At 71.6% G+C, this 18,614-nt stretch carries 19 protein-coding genes; 11 read left to right on the top strand and 8 right to left on the bottom strand.

Annotation, left to right across the window (positions count from 1 at the left end; genetic code table 11):
- Positions 1-208: 208 nt before the first annotated feature.
- A complete protein-coding gene (locus tag LL648_RS23220) occupies positions 209-901 on the bottom strand; it encodes a response regulator (RefSeq protein WP_232664789.1) in 693 nt (230 codons plus the stop codon).
- Positions 898-2,475, bottom strand: coding sequence for a sensor histidine kinase (locus LL648_RS23215; protein WP_308190383.1), 1,578 nt, complete (start codon positions 2,473-2,475; stop codon positions 898-900). Before LL648_RS23215 ends, LL648_RS23220 begins: the two co-directional genes overlap by 4 nt.
- Positions 2,476-2,595: 120 nt before the next feature.
- On the opposite strand from LL648_RS23215, the gene LL648_RS23210 reads away from it, so the two are divergent.
- The 3 genes from LL648_RS23210 to LL648_RS23200 all read left to right on the top strand — a co-directional run bounded on the left by LL648_RS23210 (position 2,596) and on the right by LL648_RS23200 (position 5,604).
- Positions 2,596-3,954, top strand: coding sequence for a cation:dicarboxylate symporter family transporter (locus tag LL648_RS23210; RefSeq protein WP_232664787.1), 1,359 nt, complete (start codon positions 2,596-2,598; stop codon positions 3,952-3,954).
- Positions 3,955-4,318: 364 nt separating this feature from the next.
- Complete coding sequence (mihF, locus tag LL648_RS23205) at positions 4,319-4,630, top strand: integration host factor, actinobacterial type (protein ID WP_232664786.1); 312 nt, start codon at positions 4,319-4,321, stop codon at positions 4,628-4,630.
- Between the two features lie 110 nt (positions 4,631-4,740).
- Positions 4,741-5,604, top strand: coding sequence for an alpha/beta fold hydrolase (locus tag LL648_RS23200; RefSeq protein WP_232664785.1), 864 nt, complete (start codon positions 4,741-4,743; stop codon positions 5,602-5,604).
- 75 nt (positions 5,605-5,679) lie between these two features.
- Here the strand turns inward: LL648_RS23200 and LL648_RS23195 are convergent, their stop codons facing one another.
- Together LL648_RS23195 and LL648_RS23190 are read right to left on the bottom strand one after the other, a co-directional pair.
- On the bottom strand, positions 5,680-6,351 hold the full coding sequence (locus LL648_RS23195; RefSeq protein ID WP_232664799.1) for a response regulator: 672 nt from the start codon (positions 6,349-6,351) through the stop codon (positions 5,680-5,682).
- The gene (locus tag LL648_RS23190) at positions 6,348-7,937 is read right to left on the bottom strand and encodes a sensor histidine kinase (RefSeq protein WP_232664784.1); all 1,590 of its coding nucleotides are present in this window, start codon (positions 7,935-7,937) and stop codon (positions 6,348-6,350) included. Before LL648_RS23190 ends, LL648_RS23195 begins: the two co-directional genes overlap by 4 nt.
- Positions 7,938-8,138: 201 nt before the next feature.
- On the opposite strand from LL648_RS23190, the gene LL648_RS23185 reads away from it, so the two are divergent.
- The 5 genes from LL648_RS23185 to LL648_RS23165 all read left to right on the top strand — a co-directional run bounded on the left by LL648_RS23185 (position 8,139) and on the right by LL648_RS23165 (position 12,051).
- On the top strand, positions 8,139-9,164 hold the full coding sequence (locus LL648_RS23185) for a Bug family tripartite tricarboxylate transporter substrate binding protein (protein WP_232664783.1): 1,026 nt from the start codon (positions 8,139-8,141) through the stop codon (positions 9,162-9,164).
- On the top strand, positions 9,164-9,676 hold the full coding sequence (locus LL648_RS23180) for a tripartite tricarboxylate transporter TctB family protein (RefSeq protein ID WP_232664782.1): 513 nt from the start codon (positions 9,164-9,166) through the stop codon (positions 9,674-9,676). The genes LL648_RS23185 and LL648_RS23180 overlap by 1 nt, the downstream gene beginning before the upstream one ends.
- A gap of 1 nt (position 9,677) precedes the next feature.
- On the top strand, positions 9,678-11,186 hold the full coding sequence (locus LL648_RS23175; protein WP_232664781.1) for a tripartite tricarboxylate transporter permease: 1,509 nt from the start codon (positions 9,678-9,680) through the stop codon (positions 11,184-11,186).
- Between the two features lie 374 nt (positions 11,187-11,560).
- A complete protein-coding gene (locus LL648_RS23170; RefSeq protein WP_232664800.1) occupies positions 11,561-11,830 on the top strand; it encodes a hypothetical protein in 270 nt (89 codons plus the stop codon).
- A 53-nt stretch (positions 11,831-11,883) separates the two neighbouring features.
- Positions 11,884-12,051 (top strand): hypothetical protein, encoded by a 168-nt coding sequence (locus tag LL648_RS23165; RefSeq protein ID WP_232664780.1) that lies wholly within the window; start codon positions 11,884-11,886, stop codon positions 12,049-12,051.
- A gap of 4 nt (positions 12,052-12,055) precedes the next feature.
- On the opposite strand, the gene LL648_RS23160 is transcribed toward LL648_RS23165, so the two are convergent.
- The gene (locus LL648_RS23160) at positions 12,056-12,850 is read right to left on the bottom strand and encodes a TIGR03084 family metal-binding protein (RefSeq protein ID WP_232664779.1); all 795 of its coding nucleotides are present in this window, start codon (positions 12,848-12,850) and stop codon (positions 12,056-12,058) included.
- Between the two features lie 310 nt (positions 12,851-13,160).
- Between LL648_RS23160 and LL648_RS23155 the strand changes: the two genes are divergently transcribed.
- Positions 13,161-14,051, top strand: coding sequence for a ParA family protein (locus LL648_RS23155; protein ID WP_308190382.1), 891 nt, complete (start codon positions 13,161-13,163; stop codon positions 14,049-14,051).
- The gene (locus LL648_RS23150; RefSeq protein ID WP_232664777.1) at positions 14,048-14,473 is read left to right on the top strand and encodes a hypothetical protein; all 426 of its coding nucleotides are present in this window, start codon (positions 14,048-14,050) and stop codon (positions 14,471-14,473) included. The genes LL648_RS23155 and LL648_RS23150 overlap by 4 nt, the downstream gene beginning before the upstream one ends.
- A gap of 79 nt (positions 14,474-14,552) precedes the next feature.
- Here the strand turns inward: LL648_RS23150 and LL648_RS23145 are convergent, their stop codons facing one another.
- Positions 14,553-15,386 (bottom strand): DUF1684 domain-containing protein, encoded by an 834-nt coding sequence (locus LL648_RS23145; RefSeq protein ID WP_232664776.1) that lies wholly within the window; start codon positions 15,384-15,386, stop codon positions 14,553-14,555.
- Between the two features lie 39 nt (positions 15,387-15,425).
- On the bottom strand, positions 15,426-16,634 hold the full coding sequence (locus LL648_RS23140; RefSeq protein WP_232664798.1) for a TMEM165/GDT1 family protein: 1,209 nt from the start codon (positions 16,632-16,634) through the stop codon (positions 15,426-15,428).
- Between the two features lie 267 nt (positions 16,635-16,901).
- Between LL648_RS23140 and LL648_RS23135 the strand changes: the two genes are divergently transcribed.
- Positions 16,902-18,065, top strand: a complete 1,164-nt coding sequence (locus tag LL648_RS23135) for a thiolase family protein (protein WP_232664775.1) — start codon at positions 16,902-16,904, stop codon at positions 18,063-18,065.
- Positions 18,066-18,158: 93 nt separating this feature from the next.
- Here the strand turns inward: LL648_RS23135 and LL648_RS23130 are convergent, their stop codons facing one another.
- Positions 18,159-18,548, bottom strand: coding sequence for a hypothetical protein (locus LL648_RS23130; RefSeq protein WP_232664774.1), 390 nt, complete (start codon positions 18,546-18,548; stop codon positions 18,159-18,161).
- Positions 18,549-18,614 lie beyond the last annotated feature (66 nt).

The raw sequence follows: 18,614 nt of genomic DNA, 5'->3' as shown, positions 1-18,614 counted from the left end.
AGAACTTCGAGCAGGGCAGACTGGTCCAGGGCCATCGCGTGGCACCTCTCTACGAGTTCCTTGGCGGGATCACGCAGAGACTCACGCGATGGCTTCTCCCATGCGCTGCGACGCGCGGGACGACCGGGACTTACACCACCAGCGGGGACGTCACCGGAAAGTGGCTTTGCTGCCCTCCCCCGGCCACCACGCGGCGGCCGTGGAGTCGCTACCGGACCCCGCCCTCCCGCCACAGGTACTCGGTCTGCGGCCGCCCGGTGCCCCCGTAGCGGGCGCGCCGCACCCCCAGCCCCGTCTCGACGAGGTACTCCAGGTACCGCCGGGCCGTCACCCGGGACGCGCCGAGCGTCCCGGCGACCTCAGCCGCCGTGAGCCCGACGTCCCGCCCCGCCGCCTGCAGCGCGGCCGAGACGGCGTCGAGCGACTCCTTCGTGACCCCCTTGGGCAGCCCGGACGCCACGACCCGCCCGCGGAGCGAGCTGAAGAGCTCGTCGACGTCGCCCTGCGCGACGAGCGCCTCGTTGCGCAGCCGCTCCCGGTACTCCAGGTAGCCGGCGAGCTTCGCCCGCACCGAGCTGAACGTGAACGGTTTGACGAGGTACTGGGTGGCGCCGAAGGAGATGGCAGCGTGCACGACGGCGAGGTCGCGGGCCCGCGTCACCATGATCACATCGGTGGTGTGGCCCGCCGCCCGCATCCGGCGCAGCACCTCCAGCCCGCTGGTGTCGGGGAGGTGCACGTCGAGCAGCACGAGGTCGATCTGCGTCGTCGTGACGGCCCGCAGGGCGTCCGCGCCGTTCATGGCCGTCGCGACGACCTCGAACCCGGGCACCCGCCCGACGTAGGCGGCGTGCGCGGCAGCGGCGACGGGGTCGTCCTCGACCACCAGCGTGCGGATCATGCGGCGATCGGCACCGGCAGGTGGACGGCGAACACGGCCCCGGTCTCGCCGCGACGCACCTCGACGCGGCCCGCGTGCCGGTGCGCCGCCTGCCTGACCAGCGCGAGTCCCAGCCCACGCCCGAGCCCCGGCGCGTGCTCCTTGGTGCTCCAGCCGCGGGTGAACGCGCGCTCGGCATCGGCGGGGTCGAGCCCCGGCCCGCTGTCGGCGACGGTCAGCACGACCTCGCCGTCGAGCACCCGTGAGCCCAGCACCACCCGGCGTGGGCCCGGCGCCTCCAACGCGGCGTCGATCGCGTTGTCGACGAGGTTGCCGACGATCGTGATGAGGTCGCGCGGGTCCGCGATGCCTGCCGGTAGCACCGCGCCATCCTCCACCTGCAGCTCCACGCCCCGCTCCGCGGCTTCCGACGCCTTGCCGACGACCAGCGCGGCGAGCTCCGGCACGGCGATCGCGGCGAGCACGGCGTCGGTCAGGTGCTGCGCGACGGCGAGCTCGCCCGTCGCGTACTCGAGCGCCTCGTCGGCGCGGCCCAGCTCGATCAGGGAGATCACCGTGTGCAGCTGGTTGGCGGCCTCGTGCGCCTGCGCGTTGAGCGAGTCGGCGAAGCCGCGGATCGTCTCCAGCTCGCTTACCAGCGCGCGCAGCTCGGTATGGTCGCGCAAGGTCACGACCGTGCCCAGGCGCCGCCCGGCCCACCGCGCGGCCCGCTGGTTGACGACCACCACCCCGTCACCCGTCAGGTGGATCTCGTCGTGGCGGGCCTCGCCGGTCACGAGCACGGCACCCAGCGCCGGCGGCAGCCCGATCTCGTCGACCTTGCTGCCGACGACGTCGGCCGGCAGCTGCAGGAGCCGGCGCGCCTCGTCGTTCACCATCTGCACGCGGTGCTGCCGGTCGAGCAGCAGCAGTCCCTCGCGGACGGCGTGCAGGACAGCGTCGTAGTACTCGTACATGCGGGAGAGCTCGGCCGGGCCGAGGTCGTGCGTCGTGCGCCGCAACCAGCGGCTGACCAGCCACGACCCGGCGGCGGCCAGCAGCAGCGCGCCGCCTGCCGCGCCGAGCACGAGCGGCACCTGCGCCGCGAGGTCGCGGGAGACGGCCGAGACGGTGCGCCCGACGGACACCAGCGCGACCACCTTGCCGCCGTCGAAGACGGGCACGACGGCGCGCACCGACGGTCCCAGCGTGCCGGTGTAGGTCTCGGTGATCGACTCGCCGCGCGCGGCGGGCGCGATGGTGCCGATGAAGGTCCGCCCGATCACGCTCGCGTCGGGATGCGAGAAGCGCGTGCCGTCGACCGTCATGACGACGACGAAGTCGGTATCGGTGTCATGCCGGACCCGTTCGGCGAGGGGCTGCAACGCGACCGTCGGCGCAGGGTCGTCGAGCGCCGCGAGCACGGACGGGGAATCGGCGAGGGTGTGCGCGATCCCGAGCATCTCGTCGGCTGTCGCGTCCCTGTTCGCCCCGTCGAGCTGCAGGTAGGCGGCCACGGTCATACCAGAGAGAACGATCATGACGACGACCGCCTGCAACGCGAACAACTGCCGCGCCAGGCTCCACTTGCGCACGTACGAAATGAACGAAACAGTGATCGCAACCACACCTCCCCTCATTCTTCCCGGCGAAGGTTGCCGGTTCAGGTGAAAACCGCGCAACACCGCCGTCGTCGTCGGCCTCACGGAGGACCAGTGTCAACACAAACGGATGCGCCCCCCAGGAAGGACCGCACCCACTTCCTGTACATCGCCGTCATCGTCGCGGTGGTGCTCGGGATCCTGGTCGGCTTCCTGTTCCCGGATCTGGGCAAGGGTCTCAAGCCGCTCGGCACCGCCTTCGTCAACCTGATCAAGATGATGATCAGCCCGATCATCTTCTGCACGATCGTGTTGGGCATCGGGTCCATCCGGCAGGCGGCGAAGGTCGGCAAGGTCGGCGGGCTCGCGCTCGTCTACTTCCTCGTGATGTCGACGTTCGCGCTGATCATCGGGCTGGTCGTGGGGAACCTCCTGCACCCGGGCGAGGGCCTCGCGCTCGCCGGGATCGACGGGAAGGTGCCCGGCGGCGAGGTGAAGACGACAACCGAGTTCCTCCTCGGAATCATCCCGACGACGTTGTTCTCCCCGCTGGTCGGCGACAGCGTGCTCTCGACGCTGTTCGTCGCGCTGCTCGTCGGGTTCGGCGTGCAGGCGCTGGGGAGCAACGGCGAGCCGATCATGCGCGGGCTCAAGCACGTCGAGCGGCTCGTCTTCCGGGTCCTCGCGATGATCATGTGGGCGGCGCCGATCGGTGCGTTCGGCGCGATCGCCGGGGTCGTGGCCGACACCGGCTGGGCAGCGCTCGCCGCCCTCGGGCAGATCATGCTCGGCTTCTACATCACCTGCGCGTTGTTCGTGTTCGGCGTGCTCGGGATCGTGCTGAAGCTCGGCGCCGGGGTCAACATCTTCCAGCTGCTGCGCTACCTGGGCAGGGAGTTCCTGCTGATCCTCTCGACGTCGTCGTCGGAGTCGGCGCTGCCCCGCCTGATCGCGAAGATGGAGCACGCCGGGATCTCGCGCCCGGTCGTCGGGATCACGGTGCCCACCGGGTACTCGTTCAACCTCGACGGCACCGCGATCTACCTGACGATGGCCTCGATCTTCATCGCGGAAGCGCTCGGCAAGCCGCTGGCCCTCGGCGAGCAGATCGGCCTGCTGCTGTTCATGATCATCGCGTCGAAGGGCGCCGCCGGGGTCACCGGCGCGGGGCTCGCGACGCTGGCGGGCGGCCTGCAGTCGCACCGTCCCGACCTGGTCGACGGCGTCGGGCTCATCGTCGGCATCGACCGGTTCATGTCCGAGGCCCGCGCGCTCACCAACTTCGCCGGCAACGCGGTCGCGACCGTGCTCATCGGCAACTGGGTCGGCGAGTTCGACCGGGCCAAGGCCGAGCGGGTGCTCAGCGGCCAGGAGCCGTTCGACGAGGCGCGGATGATCGACGAGGACGCCGAGGAGGACTCCGCCGGCGAGCCGCCCTCGCTCGACAAGAGCCCCGCCGGCGCTCAGACCTGATCCCATTCAGGCGTGAGGCAACGCCCCCGACCCGTGATGGGTCGGGGGCGTTGTGCGTCCCGGGCGACACCCCGATCGAGGTGCGCCCGCTGATGATCTTCGGCTCGATTTGCGGCACCAGGTGCCCGATTGCAGGAGAACGCCTTGACCTGGCGATTTGTTGAAGTCGACCACGGATCGTGACCATTCAGGACGGACCTGTGACCGAGTCTCTGACCAGCGGTTTCTGCGCCCGTTCAGGGCGTGATCTGCGGTTTTCCGGGGGGTTGCCCGCGTGGCGCGAAGGCGTTCTGCCACGCTTGACGTGAAGATGACCTGCGTAGACACCCGTCCGGGGTGCACGCATGGAGAGGAGAAGGACGACATGGCACTGCCCACGCTCACCCCCGAGCAGCGCGCCGAGGCTCTGAAGAAGGCCGCGGCCGCCCGCACCGCCCGCAAGGAGCTGCGTGACGCGATCGCGCGCGGCGAGCAGACGATCCCCGCCGTGCTCGACCGTGCGAAGTCCGACCAGATCGTCGGCAAGACCAAGGTCGCCGACCTGCTCAAGAGCCTCCCCGGCTACGGCCCGGCGAAGGTCTCCGCGCTTCTGGAGGCCACCGGCATCGACGCTTCCCGCCGTGCCGCCGGTCTTGGCGAGCGCCAGCGCAAGGCGCTTCTCGACGCACTGAAGTAGGTCGCCGACCCCGCCGCCCGGCACCTGGGGAAACCCGGTGCCGGGCGGGGTGGGGTGCGGCACACCCTCCCGGTTCGACAGCGTCCTGGAGCACCGGGCAGGCTGAGGCCGTGGAACGCTACGTCGACGTCGCACCGGGTGTGCGCATCTGGGCCGAGGACATCTCCCCGACCGGCCCCAATCCCGGCGAGCCTCTGCTGCTCGTGATGGGAGCCAACGCATCGGCGTTCACCTGGCCGCAGGAGCTGGTCGACCGCCTCGCCGAGCACCACCGCGTCATCCGCTACGACCACCGCGACACCGGGCTCAGCAGCAAGGTCATCGATGACCAGCCCTACGGCATCACCGACCTCGCAGCCGACGCCGTCGCCGTGCTCGACGCGTTCGACGTCCCGCGCGCGCACGTCGTCGGGATGTCCATGGGCGGGTTCATCGTCCAGCTGCTCCTGCTCGACCACGCCGACCGGCTCGCGTCGGCCACCCTCTTCTGCACCGGCGCGATGGCCGTGCCCGGCGCACCGGTGATGCCGGGGCCGGAGGAGGCCCTGCTGCGGCTCTGGGGCGAGATGGACGACCCGCGCGACCCTGAGGGCGAGCTGCGCTGGCGCGTCGCGCACTGGCGGGCGCTCAACGGCACCGGCACGCCCTTCGACCCCGCGGAGTTCCGCGCTCTCGAGGAGCGGGTCATCGAGCACGCCGGTTCGTCGGAGCCGACCACCGCACACGCGCGGATGGCCACCGAGGGCCTGGAGCGCGGTGGCGAGCTCGCGGCCGTCGAGGTCCCGACGCTGATCATCGAGGCGCCGGAGGACCCCGCCTTCCCGCCGCCCAACGCCGGCCACCTCGCCCGCTCGATCGGCAGCGGCCGCCTCGTCCGCATCCCGGGTATGGGGCACGCCATCAACCGCACGGTGCTCTCCCCGCTCGTCGCCGCGATCCTGACCCAGACGACAGCCGCCGCCACCCCAGCCTGAGCCCGAACTTCCCCACCGTTTTGCCAACTTGCACCCCCTTTTGGGTGTGCAGGTTGGCAAAACGGTGGGGAACTTTCAGCCCGTCCAGCGGTAGCGGCGTTCCGGACGGCCGGTGCCGCCGTAGCGCAGGCGCACCGTCACCGTGCCCTGCTGGACGAAGTGCTCCAGGTAGCGCCGCGCGCTCACCCGCGACAGCTCGGCCCGCTCCGCGCACTCCGACGCCGAGAGGTCGCCGTCGTGCCCGCGCAGCACCTCCTCGACGAGCTGCGCGGTGGGCGCGGTCAGCCCCTTCGGCAGCCGGGCGGCACCGGCGGGGCGCCCGCCGAAGAACGCGTCGATGTCCTCCTGCCCGGCTCGATCCAGGCCGGCGAGCCGCCCGCGCACCTTGATCACCCGCTCGACCTGCTCCTGCAGCGCCTTCGACTCGAACGGCTTGACCAGGTAGTGCGCCGCGCCGCCGTGCAGTGCCGCGGTGACCGTCGCGGTGTCGTCAGCGGCCGTGATGACCAGCACGAACGGGTCGTCGGGCGCGCCGGTGCGCAGTCGCCGCAGGACGTCGATGCCGGACATGTCGGGCAGGTAGACGTCCAGCAGCACCAGGTCGGGGCGCAGCGCGGCGGCCTGCTCCAGTGCATCGACGCCGGAGTGCGCCACACCCACGACCGTGCAGCCGGGGATGCGCTGGACGTAGCCGCTGTGCACGCGGGCGACCATGAAGTCGTCGTCGACGACGAGCACCCGCATCAGACCGCGACCTCCGCATCGATCGGAGCGTCGACCAGCGGCAGCACCGCGGTGAAGACGGCGCCGGAGTCATTGTGGACGGTGATGCTGCCGCCGCGGCGCAGGCACACCTGCCGCGTGAGCGCGAGCCCGAGCCCACGCCCGCCGGGCTCGTCGGCCGCCTTGGTGGTGAAGCCGTGCCGGAAGACCTCCTCGGCCAGCTCCGACGCCACCCCCGGTCCCGAGTCGCGGACGGTGACCCGCACGGCGCCGCTGTCCGGTCCCTCGATCCCGATCTCGACCCAACGCGGCGGGACGCCCGCGGCCACGGCGTCGAGGGCGTTGTCGACGAGGTTGCCGACGACCGTCACCAGGTCCGCCGAGAGCGCCGGGTCGTGGTGGGCGCCCAGCGTCGTGCCCGGGACGAGCCGCAGCTCGACGTTGCGTTCCGTAGCGAGACTCGCCTTCGCGACCAGCAGCGCAGCCGCCGCGGCGTCGGCGACCCTGGCGGTGACGTCGCGGCGCCACTGGTCGCTCCCGGCGACGATGTCGGCGACGAACCGGCGCACCTCGTCGTGCTCGCCCAGCTCGGTGAGCCCGGCGATGGTGTGCAGGCGGTTGGTGAACTCGTGCGTCTGCGCGCGCAGCGTGTCGGTGACGTGCCGCGACGCGTCCAGGCGGTGTTCTAGCGTCGCGAGCTCGGTGCGATCGCGCAGTGTGACGACGGCACCGACCTGCTCGCCGTGCACGACCACCGGCATCCGGTTCAGCACGAGCACCGTCGAGCCGCGCAGCACCAGCTGGTCCTCGCCGACCGAGGCGCCGATCAGCACGTCGCGCAGCCGCTCGTCCAGCCCTGCGGTCGCGACGTCGGCGCCGACCTCGATCGGGCCGAGCAGGTCGCGCGCGGCCTGGTTGAGCAGCGTGACCCGGTGCGCCCGGTCCAGCCCGACCACACCCTCCTTCACCCCGAGCAGCATCGCTTCACGACGCTGGACCAGCTCGACGATCTCGGCGGGCTCCAGTCCGAGCGTCTGCCGCCGGACGTGCCTGGCCAGCAGCAGCGAGCCGACCACCCCGAGCACGAGCGCCACCCCCAGCAACGCGACCGTCGGCCCGGGCGCGGCCGCGAGCCCGTCCAGCAGCGAGGGTGCCTGCGCGCTGACCGCCACGATCCCGATCAGGCTCTGGGTCTCCTGCGACATCACCGGGACGTGCGCGATGACGGTCCGCCCGTCCGGGTTGCCCGTCCACGACCTGCCCTGCAGCGCCGTGCTGTCGCCCAGGTCGTAGCGGGTGCCGACGAGCGCGGGGTCGTCGGCGGTGCGGGCGATGCCGTCGGAGTCGACGATGACGACCTCGTCGGCGCCGGAGATGTTGCGCGCGCTGGTGGCGAGCCCCGGTAGCGGGTCGAAGTGGCGACGCTCGAGGCTCTCGCGGACGGCGATCATCGACGCGACGTCCTCCGCGACCGACAGCACCCGTCGGCCCTGCGTCTCCCGGAACGCGGCGTTCTGCTGCACGACGGCGACGACCGCCACCGCGCCGAGCAGCAGCACGACCACGGCCAGCTGCCAGACGAGGAACTGCCGAGCCAGCGTACGAGCCACCGCGGCAGCGTGGCACCACCGAAGCGCCAGTTCAACGCGGCAGCGAGACGGCGACCTGCCCAGACGCAAGAACGGACGCGGGAAGAGCACGCCGGTGCAACACGACCATTACGACCACAACGACCGTTGTGCGTCGAACGCAGACAACCGCGCGCCCCGGCCGCATCATGACCGGCACCACACCTCGACGAGGAGGCCGCCATGGTCACCCGGACCGAACCCGAGCGGGCGGCGCCCAAGCGCGGCGCCCGGGCGTGGACCGCGATCGTCGCGGCGATCGCCGCGCTGCTGCTGATCCCGCCGCTGATCGGGAGCCTCTCCGGGGGCACCGACGGCACCCAGCTGCGCGGCCTGCGCTTCCTCGTCCCCAACGCGCCCGGCGGCGGCTACGACATCACCGCTCGCACGGCGGCGAAGGCGATGGAGGATTCGGGGGTCAGCGGCTCGATCGAGGTGTTCAACCTGCCGGGCGCGGGCGGCACGGTCGGGCTCGGCCGGACGGTGAACGAGTCGGGCAACGATCGGCTGGTCATGTCGATGGGCCTCGGTGTCGTCGGCAGCGTCTACACCAACGACTCGCCCGCGACCCTCGCCGACGTCACGCCCATCGCGCGGCTGACCCAGGAGTCGGAGATCGTCGTCGTCGGCAAGGACTCCCAGTTCAAGACCATCGACCAGCTGATCGCCGCGTGGAAGGCGAACCCCGGCGGCGTGCCGGTCGGCGGCGGGTCGTCCCCCGGCGGCCCCGACCACCTGGCCCCGATGCTGTTCGCGAAGGCGGCCGGCATCGAGCCGAAGGCCGTCAACTACATCCCCTACGACGGCGGCGGCGAGCTGCTCGCCGCGGTGCTCGGCAACAAGGTCGCGTTCGGCACGTCCGGCATCTCCGAGTACCGCGACCAGATCGAGGCCGGTGAGCTGCGCGTGCTGGCCGTCACCGCACCGGAGCGGGTCGAAGGCATCGACGCCCCGACGCTCAAGGAATCGGGCGTCGACATGGAGTTCACCAACTGGCGCGGCATCGTCGCGCCTCCGGGCCTCGACGCGAACCAGACCCGTGAGCTCGTCGACGCGTTCGTCGCGCTGCACGACACCCCGGAGTGGAAGGAGGCGCTCGAGCGCAACGGCTGGACCGACGCGTTCCTGCCCGCCGACCGGTTCGGGACGTTCCTCGCGGCGGAGAACGACCGCGTCGCCAAGATCCTCCGAGAGCTGGGGCTGGCCTGATGAGCGCACCGATCGACAGGACATGGCTGAAGGACCACTCCGAGCTGGGCATCTCGGCGTTCCTGTTCGCCGCAGGCGCCCTCGTGCTCGGCAACACGCTGTTGGAGACCCGCGGCGGCGGCTCGTCGTCCGACCCGCTCGGGCCGCACGCCGTCCCGCTCGGCGTCGGGATGCTCCTGCTGCTGCTCGCCGTGCTGCTGACGCTCGACGTGCTGCGCGGCGGCAAGGGTGAGGCCGAGAGCGGCGACGACATCGACCTGACCCACCCGAGCGACAAGCGCACGGTGCTGATGCTGGCCGGCGTGCTGGTGGCCACCGCCGTGCTGATCCCGCTGATCGGCTGGCCGCTCGCCGGCATGGCGCTGTTCTGGGGGGCGACCTACTCGCTCGGCTCCCGCGAGATCCCGCGCGACCCGCTGATCGCCGCGGGCGTCTCGCTGGTCACGTGGTTCGTGTTCGACACGCTGCTCGGCGTCGACCTCCCCGGCGGCCCGCTGATGGGACTGATCTGACATGGACACGTTCAGCTCGCTGATGGACGGGTTCGGCCACGCGCTGACACCCACCAACCTGCTGTTCGCCGCGATCGGCGTGCTGCTCGGCACGGCGATCGGCGTGCTGCCCGGCATCGGGCCGGCGATGGCGCTGGCGCTGCTGCTGCCGGTCACGTACGCGTTCGACCCCACCGGGGCGTTCATCATGTTCGCCGGCATCTACTTCGGCGGCATGTTCGGCGGCTCGACGACGTCGATCCTGCTCAACACGCCCGGTGAGAGCGCGGCGGTGGTGGCCGCGATCGAGGGCAACCCGATGGCGAGATCGGGGCGTGGGCCGCAGGCGCTCGCCGCGGCCGCGATCGGGCACTTCGTCGGCGGCATGATCGGCACGATCCTGCTGGTGCTGCTCGCGCCGCTGGTCGCGGGCCTCGCCGTCGGCATCGGCGCGCCCGACTACTTCGCCGTGATGGTGCTGGCGTTCGTCGCCGTGACGTCGGTGCTGGGCAGCTCGCGGGTGCGCGGGTTCGCGTCGCTCGCGATCGGGCTCGCGATCGGGTTGGTCGGGCTCGACCCCCTGACCGGGTCGCAGCGGCTCACGTTCGGCATCCCGCAGCTCGCCGACGGCATCGACGTCGTGATCGTCGCGGTCGGCATCTTCGCCGTCGGCGAGGCGCTGTGGGTGGCCGCGCACCTGCGGCGCACCGAGCAGGAGGTCATCCCGGTCGGCCAGCCCTGGCTCGGCTCCGACGACCTGCGGCGCACCTGGAAGCCGTGGCTGCGCGGGCCGCTCATCGGGTTCCCGTTCGGCGCGATCCCCGCCGGTGGCGCGGAGATCCCGACGTTCCTGTCGTACGTGCTCGAGCGGCGGCTCTCGCGCCGTCGCGACGAGTTCGGCAAGGGCGCGATCGAGGGGGTGGCCGGACCGGAGTCGGCGTCCAGCGCGTCCTCGGCGGGCACGCTCACCGCGATGCTGACGATCGGCCTGCCGACGACGGCGACGGCCGCGGTGATGCTGGCGGCGTTCCAGCAGTTCGGCATCCAGCCGGGCCCGCTGCTGTTCCAGCGCGAGTCGCAGCTGGTGTGGACGCTGATCGCGAGCCTGTTCATCGGGCTGGTGCTGCTGCTCGTGCTCAACCTGCCGCTCGCGCCGGTCTGGGCGAAGCTGCTGCGCATCCCGCGGCCGTACCTGTACGCGGGGATCCTGTTCTTCGCCTGCGTCGGGGCGTACGCGGTCAGCGGGCAGCCGGTCGACCTGATCGTGCTGCTGGTGATCGGCGTGATCGGGTTCTTCATGCGCCGCTACGGGCTGCCGGTGCTGCCCGCGGTGCTCGGGGTGATCCTCGGCCCGGACGCCGAGCTGCAGCTGCGCCGTGCGCTGCAGATCGCCGACGGCGACTGGCTCACGCTCGTCTCCACGCCGCTGGCGGTGATCGTCTACCTCGCGATCCTCGTGCTGCTGCTCGTCCCGATCGCGCGCAAGTTCGTGAAGCGGCCGGAGAAGGAACGCGAGCCCGCCGACCACTGACCGGCCACCCGAGCCCGCACCCCCTCCCCCGGCGGGGTCGGCGTGGTCAGGAAGGCCACTTTCCTGCAACGTCGTTGCAGGAAAGTGGCTTTCCTGACGTCCACCGCGCCGGCCCCGACGCAGGGCAGGCCGGGCCCCAAGCAGTGCCAGGAAGGTCCGTCATGGCCCTCCGGGTCGCCACGAGGGATGAGAATCCGTACTGGGTGCGGCGCTCGGGTGTGCGGCCGCGGTGGGGTCGGTGAACGAACGGCAGCGGCAGGCGGGGACTCGACGCCGAAGGGGGTGCCGGGAAAGTGGCTTTCCCGGCGCGTGGGGCCGGGAACGTGGCTTTCCCGGCAACGTGTGCGTTCCGCACCCATCCGGGGTGCACCTGGGTGGCTTCCACGCACATCACCCCGGCTCGACCGGCAGGGCGAACCAGCGCAGCAGGATGGGTCGGACCGGGGCTGCCGTTCGTCGGCGCCGCCTCCTACGCCGGACTGGTCGCGCTCGTCACGTGGCAGGCGCTGCGCGGCCAGCCCCTGCTGGCGCCCGACGCCGCGACGCTGACCGGGCTCGCCGTACTGGTCGCGGCCACCGTCGCCGGCGTCGTGGGCGTCCTGCGCGCGCACCAACGCACCGAGTTCGCGTCGATGTCACTCTGATGTCGAGTGCCAGGCAGGTGTGAGCGGCACCCGCGACGGGCACACTCCATCCCATGGGCATCGAAGATCCCGACGCCGACGTGGCCGAGCAGCAGGTCCCCACCGGACCGGAGGAGGCCGAGGAGCTCGACGCGGCCGACCTCCCGCTGGAGGCCGACGAGGCCGACGTCGCGGAGCAACGCACGCACGTCCCCGACTACGAGGACGACCGCTCGCGCTGACCCCTTAGCCGAACTGGCCGGCGCGGCGACCCCCGCCTGGCGCGCCGGCAAATGCCTGGGCGATGCCCAGCCACTCGTCCGCGATCGGGCCGTTCGCCTCCAGCGCCGTGTCGTCGCGATGGCGGCGCTGCGTGACGAGCAGGCAGAAGTCGAGCGCGGGGCCGGTGACGCGGTCAGCGGCGTCGTCGGGGCCCCACGTCCAGGTCCCCCCTCCCGGCGCCACCAGCTCCACGCGCACCGGCGTGGACGGCGGCTCCTTGCCGCGCAGCGCGTAGCTGAACGGGCGGGCGCGCACACCGATGTGGGCGACGTGCCGCAGGCGGTCGGTCGGCTCCCGCGTGACGCCCACGGTGTCGGCGACGTCCTGTCCGTGCGCCCACGTCTCCATGATCCGCGCGGTGAGCGACGACGCTGCGCTCATCGGCGGGCCGTACCAGGGCACACGCAGGGCGGGGTCGAGTGCGCGGAAGACCTCCAGCAGGCGGGTGCGCGACTCGTCGAACCACGAGAGCACCGCCTCCGGCGGCAGCCCGCGGTAGCGTGCGGCGATCTCGTCGGGGTCCGTTCCGCCTTCCGCCAGCACAGCGGCGAGCTCCGCCGAGAACGCCTCGGGCTCGACGGCGGACCGCACCGCGGCGTCGTCGAAGTGGGCGAGGTGGCCCATCTGGTCGTGCACCGACCAACCGGCGGCGGGAGTTGGCGCCGCCCACCCGTCGGCGTCGAGGTCGACGACGAGCGCGCGCAGCACGGCCGTCTCGGCAGCCAGGTCGTCGGCGAGATCGTCCATGGAGGGCGGCATGCCCCTCAGGATGGCGGCCGATCGCGCGGCCTGATCACCCGATGGAGTGAATTCACCAAACTGATACTCGGACGAGTGAAGTCTGGATGGGCCACCCGGGCGGAGACAAACACACCTTGGCGTAACCGCCTCGTTATCTCACTCTGCACAGTCACCACTCGAACCCCGCCACAAGGTCCAAACCGGTGCCGAACAGGCCCGATATGCCCCCTCGACGCCCCTGAGCGGGGGATGCGGCGCGCCTCGACCTCAGTGCCGGGGTGGTTCACCCGTATGGCATCGTTCGGCCCGCGTCATGGGAGGGAGAACGGTGAAGGTCGTCGCGATCATCAATCACAAGGGCGGCGTGGGTAAGACCACCCTGACCGCCAACCTCGGCGCCGGACTCGCGGCACGAGGCCAGAAGGTCCTGCTCGTCGATCTCGACGCTCAGGCCAGCCTCACCGTCTCGTTCTTCACGCAGAGCGAGTGGACGGCCGAACTGCTGCCCTCCAGAACCATCAAGCACTGGTACGACGGCGTGGGCACGCCGGCTGCGATGGACAGCCCGATGGGCCTCATCGCGTCACCGCCGCGCGTGCACGACAAGCTCTCACGCAGCCGTGGCCACCTCGATCTCATCGCGGCCCACCGCGACCTCTCGGACATCGAGACCGCCCTGGCCGCGAAGTTGATCTCCGACGAGAAACTTTTCGGAGATCTTCACAGCCGATTGCGTGACGGATTGCAGCACGAAGCGTTTGCCGACTATGACGTTGTACTCATCGACTGCGCGCCCAACTTCGGCCTCATCGCCAAGAACGCTGTTGCGGCGAGCGACCTCCTCCTGATCCCCACGAAGCCCGACTACCTGTCGACCAACGGGATCGACTCGCTCGGGCTGAAGATCAAGGAGTTCATCGAGCAGTACAACGACTGCGGGGCGGGGCCGATCGAACGCCCGCCCGCCGCGGTGGTGTTCACCATGGTGCAGAACCAGAACGGTGCCCCCATCGAGGCCCAGCGCAGCGTCATCAGCCGGATCGAGGCACGGGAGGTGCCCACGTTCGTGACGACCATGCGGGATAGCAAGGCGGTCTACGGACCGGCCCCGGAACACGGGGTACCGGTCATCCTCGGAGGTACGGGCCGCGCACAGACGCGCGAGCTCCGTGACATGGTTTCTGAGCTGTCGGGCAAGCTCGAGGGGATTGCAGCGTGACGACCGAAGTTCCAGCTCCATCACCGTTGGCGGCCGCGCTGCAGCAGGCCACCGCGATACTCGAGTCCCTCACGCCCTCGCAGCTTGAGGATCTTGCTACCGGACGCGGCCGACTCGAGTTCCGGCCGGCCCGCTCCGCCCGCCGCCCGGTCGCGAAACCTCCCATCCCGGCAGGGGTGGACGTCGCGGCCGCGGTCGCGGAGATCAACCGCCTCTCGACGCCCGCAGACGTCGCCGACTTCCTGATCCGCAACGACAGCCTCTTCACCGTCCCGGTGCTCAAGGAGATCGCGAAGGCCCTCGGCCCGACCGTCGCCGGCACCGGCCGCAACAAGGCGGAGATCCGCCGCGACATCGTCGCCGGCACCGCGGGCTTCCGCGTGCGATCGGCCGCGATGTCGGGTGGGGCCTGGTCGAAGTAGCACGAACTTCCCCACCGTTTTGCCAACCCGCACACGGCTCAGCCCGTGCAAGTAGGCAAAACGGTGGGGAAGTTTGCGTTCAGCTCCGGTCCGGCCGCAGCGGGCTGCGCTCCCCTGCCTCGACGGCCACGCTCAGCACGTTCCCTTCCGGCGGGAGCGGGCAGGTGGCGTAGTCCGTGAAGGCGCAGGGCAGGTTGGTGAGGCGGTTGAGGTCGATCTTCACGCTGCCGTCCGCCGCGGGGTCGGCGGTGCGCACCGAGCGGCCGCCCGGGTAGGTCGAGACCCCCGCCGTCGCGTCGCGGAAGTGCAGCGAGAGCCCGCCGTCCTTGCCCGGCAGCGCGACGAGCTGGTGCTGCTCGCCATCGATCGTGAAGCGGACGACGCCGACGGCAGTGAGGTGGTGGTTGAGCCCCTCGACCAGGGCCCCGACGGTGATCGGGCGCGGCTCGGCGTAGGGCTCGAAGGTGGCGTCGACGACCCACCGCTCCTCGACGGGGAAAGCGGGCACGCCGGTGAAGGCCGTCCTGGTGATCGCGTGCGGGTCGCGGACCCTGATGGCGTGCGAGTCGGTGCGGCGAACGACCTCGATCAGGAGGTCGCCCGCCTCGACGAGGCTGCCGGGCAGGCCGTCGACGGGGTGCAGCGTGACGGTGCCGTCGACGAGCCGCGGCTCGGTGACCGTGCGGACGACGAGCCCGTCGGCGGCGGTCGCGGTGATCACCACGCCGTCGGGGGTGGCGCTCCACGTCCCCGGCAGGCCGTCGAACGAGGTGGGCTCGGTGTCGAGCCAGTGCAACGCGGTGAGGCTGAGCCAGCCGTGCGGGGTGCTGAGCTCCGCTTCCCGCTCGGCGTGCCACACGTTCCACGATTCCTGCAGATCCGGCACAACCGGGCCGGACAGGGTGCTGGTCATGATTGGTGCAACACGATCGGGCCCGTGAACATGCCCGGCTCAGCCCACCCGCTGGTGGTGGCGGCTGGGGAAGCGAGGCGGCGGCGCCTCGGGCAGCTTGGGCAGGAACCGCCCGGTGCGGGCGGTGTACTCGGCGTACGACTCCCCGTGCAGCCGCGCCAGCACCGGCTCCCGCACGGCACGCGCCTGGATCTGCACCGCGACGACGAGCAGCACGGCCGCGAGCACCCCGACGAGCGTCGGCACCATCACCATCGTCCCCGCGGTCGCGAGGACCATCCCGGTGAGCCCGGGGTTGCGGATGCGCGCGTGCAGCCCGCGGGTCGCCATCGCCGTGCCGGCGCTGCGGCTCGCCTGCGAGGCCAGCACCAGCACGACGCCGAGCAGGGCGAGCCCCGCACCGATCACGACGATGCCGGGATCGTCGAACACCGTGATCGGGTCGATGACGTCCACCCCGACGAGCAGCGGGGCGCCGAGGCCGAGCAGCGTCGCCAGCACGAAGAGCACCCTCGCCGTCCACGCGGGCGCGGTCGGTGCCCCCCGCAGCCGGCGCCGTCCCACGACGGCTAGAACGGTCGCCGTCACGCCGATGGCGAGCGCGATCCATCCCGCGGCGTGGTGGTCCAGCAGCTCCGCAACGGCCGTCCAGGTGGGCCGACCGGAGAGCACACCGACCGCGTCGACCGCGAGCCAGCCGCCGAACACGAAGAACAGGACCGAAGAACCGATCTTCACGGCGCGCTCGGGGAGGCGCCGACCGAGCTGGCGGCCGACGACGATCGCCAGCGCGTCGGCGGCGACCATGCCGATCGTCGAGCCCACCCAGACGCCGAACCAGCCGTGCTGGGTGGCGAGCGTGATGGTCGCGAGCATCGTCTTGTCGCCGAGCTCCGCGAGGAAGAACGCCACCGACGCCGCGACCACGGCCGAGCCGCTCGACCGTTCCGCCTTGCGGCGTTCGGAGTCGGTCAGCTCGTCACCGCGTAGCGTCCACGCGCCGAACCCGACGAATGCGACGGCGGCGGCCAGCGCGATCCAGCCGGTCGGGAGCGCCGCGCCCAGCCCGTGCCCGACGGCGACGGAGAGCAGGTGCACCACTGCCGTGGCGATGGTGATGCCGGCGAGCACCGGCAGCGCGCGGTAGCGCGTGGCGAACGTGAGCGCCATCAGCTGGGACTTGTCGCCGAGCTCGGCGACGAAGACCACCCCGAAGCTGACGGCGAACGCCAGCAGGAAACCTTCCATGACCACGGACCACCTCGATCTCGGACCGGATCGAGGTTGGCGAGCAACTCCGACCCGGTGCGTTCACCGGATCGAAGGTCTCGCTCGCCTGGTGGTGCAGGCCGTGCGGCCGGGCACTCCCAGCTTTCGGGTGGCGCCAGTATGTCGACCGCGACGTTGGGAGCTACTCCCCTTCGCGCCCGTCACCATACTCCAGATGCCACCGGCGGGCTGGTGTGGCGTAGCGCACGGACATACGGTCGGGTGAACCCGCGTGAGGAGCCCGCCATGCCAGAGGCCGTCATCGTCGACGCCGTCCGCACCCCCATCGGCAAGCGGAACGGCTCGCTGGCCGGCGTCCATCCGGTTGATCTCTCGGCTGCGGTCCTACGAGCGATCGCCGAACGGAACGGCCTCGACCCCGAGCTCGTCGACGACGTCGTCTGGGGGTGCGTCAACCAGGTGGGTGACCAGGCCGCGCAGATCGGGCGCTACGCCGTGCTGGCCGCGGGGTGGCCGGAGACCGTGCCGGGCGTGACCGTGAACCGGGCGTGCGGATCGAGCCAGTCGGCGCTCGACTTCGCGGCCGGGATGGTGCTGGCCGGCCAGTACGACCTGGTCGTGGCCGGCGGGGTGGAGTCGATGACCCGCGTGCCGCTCGGCGCGGGCCGCGAGCTGGGCAGCCCGTACGGCCCGCTCGTGCGCGAGCGGTACGCCGAGCCGCTCGCCGACTTCCCCGGCAACAACTTCAACCAGGGTGTCGGCGCCGAGCTGATCGCGGCGAAGTGGGGGTTCTCGCGTGGTGAGCTCGACGGGTTCGCGTCGCGGTCGCACGCGCTCGCGGCCGCCGCGATCGACGCCGGCGCGTTCGACGACCAGCTCGTCGCGGTGCCGGGCGCGCCCGACCTCGTCGCCGACGAGGGGCTGCGCCGGGGCACGACACCGGAGACGCTCGCGAGGCTCAAGCCCTCGTTCCGGGCCGACGGGGTGATCCACGCCGGCAACGCGTCGCAGATCTCCGACGGTGCGTCGGCCCTGCTGGTGGCGAGCCCGGAGCGGGCCGCCGAGCTGGGGCTGACGCCGATCGCCCGCTACCACAGCGGCGCGGTCAGCGGCGCCGACCCGATCATGATGCTGACCGGCCCGATCCCGGCGACGGCCAAGGTGCTCAAGCGCTCGGGGCTGGCGATCTCCGACATCGGAGCGTTCGAGGTCAACGAGGCCTTCGCCCCCGTACCGCTGGCTTGGCTGCGCGAGACCGGGGCCGACGTCGACGCGCTCAACCCGCTGGGCGGCGCGATCGCCGTCGGGCACCCGCTCGGCGCGTCCGGCACGGTCCTCATGACCCGCCTCGTGCACCACATGCGCGACCGCGGCATCCGCTACGGGCTGCAGACGATGTGCGAGGGCGGCGGGACGGCCAACGCCACCATCCTGGAGCTGGTCCAGTAGGCCCGGCCCGAAGTTCCCCACCGTTTTGTGCACTTGCGCGCCGTTTTGGCGCGCATCCACCCAAAACGATGGGGAAGTTCGGGCGGGCTCACGTCACGTGGGGTCGCGGTGCCAGTCGCCGGCGCGGTTGAGGAGGCCGTCGACCTTGCGGGCCCAGCGCTCGTGTGCCGATTGCCGCGTGATGCCCGCCGCGTGCGCGATCTGCTCCCACGTCGCGCCGTGGTTGCGCAGGCCGATGACGGTCGGCACGGTGTCGACGCCCGCGGCGAGCCCGATGCGCAGCTGGAGCAGCTGCCACGCCCGCTCGCGTTGAACGGGCAGGTCGGTGCCCTCCTCGGCGTGCCACTCGATGCTGCCCGGGATCGGTGCCGGCCCGAGGAGCGCATCGGCCTGCCGGCCGGCCTCGGTCACAGCGGCCACCTGGACGGCCTGCCCGGCCGCCGTCACGTCGACGGTCAAGGCGAGTTCCACGAGATCGTTCATGCCGTCAGGATAACCCTGACAGCAAGTGAGTTTCTGGCTTCAGATCGGTCCGCTGGTGTACCAATG

Origin of the sequence: Pseudonocardia sp. TRM90224 (assembly GCF_021245725.1) — a bacterium.
Classification (GTDB): domain Bacteria; phylum Actinomycetota; class Actinomycetes; order Mycobacteriales; family Pseudonocardiaceae; genus Pseudonocardia.
Note: the sequence above shows the minus strand (reverse complement) of the source record. Positions and strands in the feature narration are given on the sequence as shown.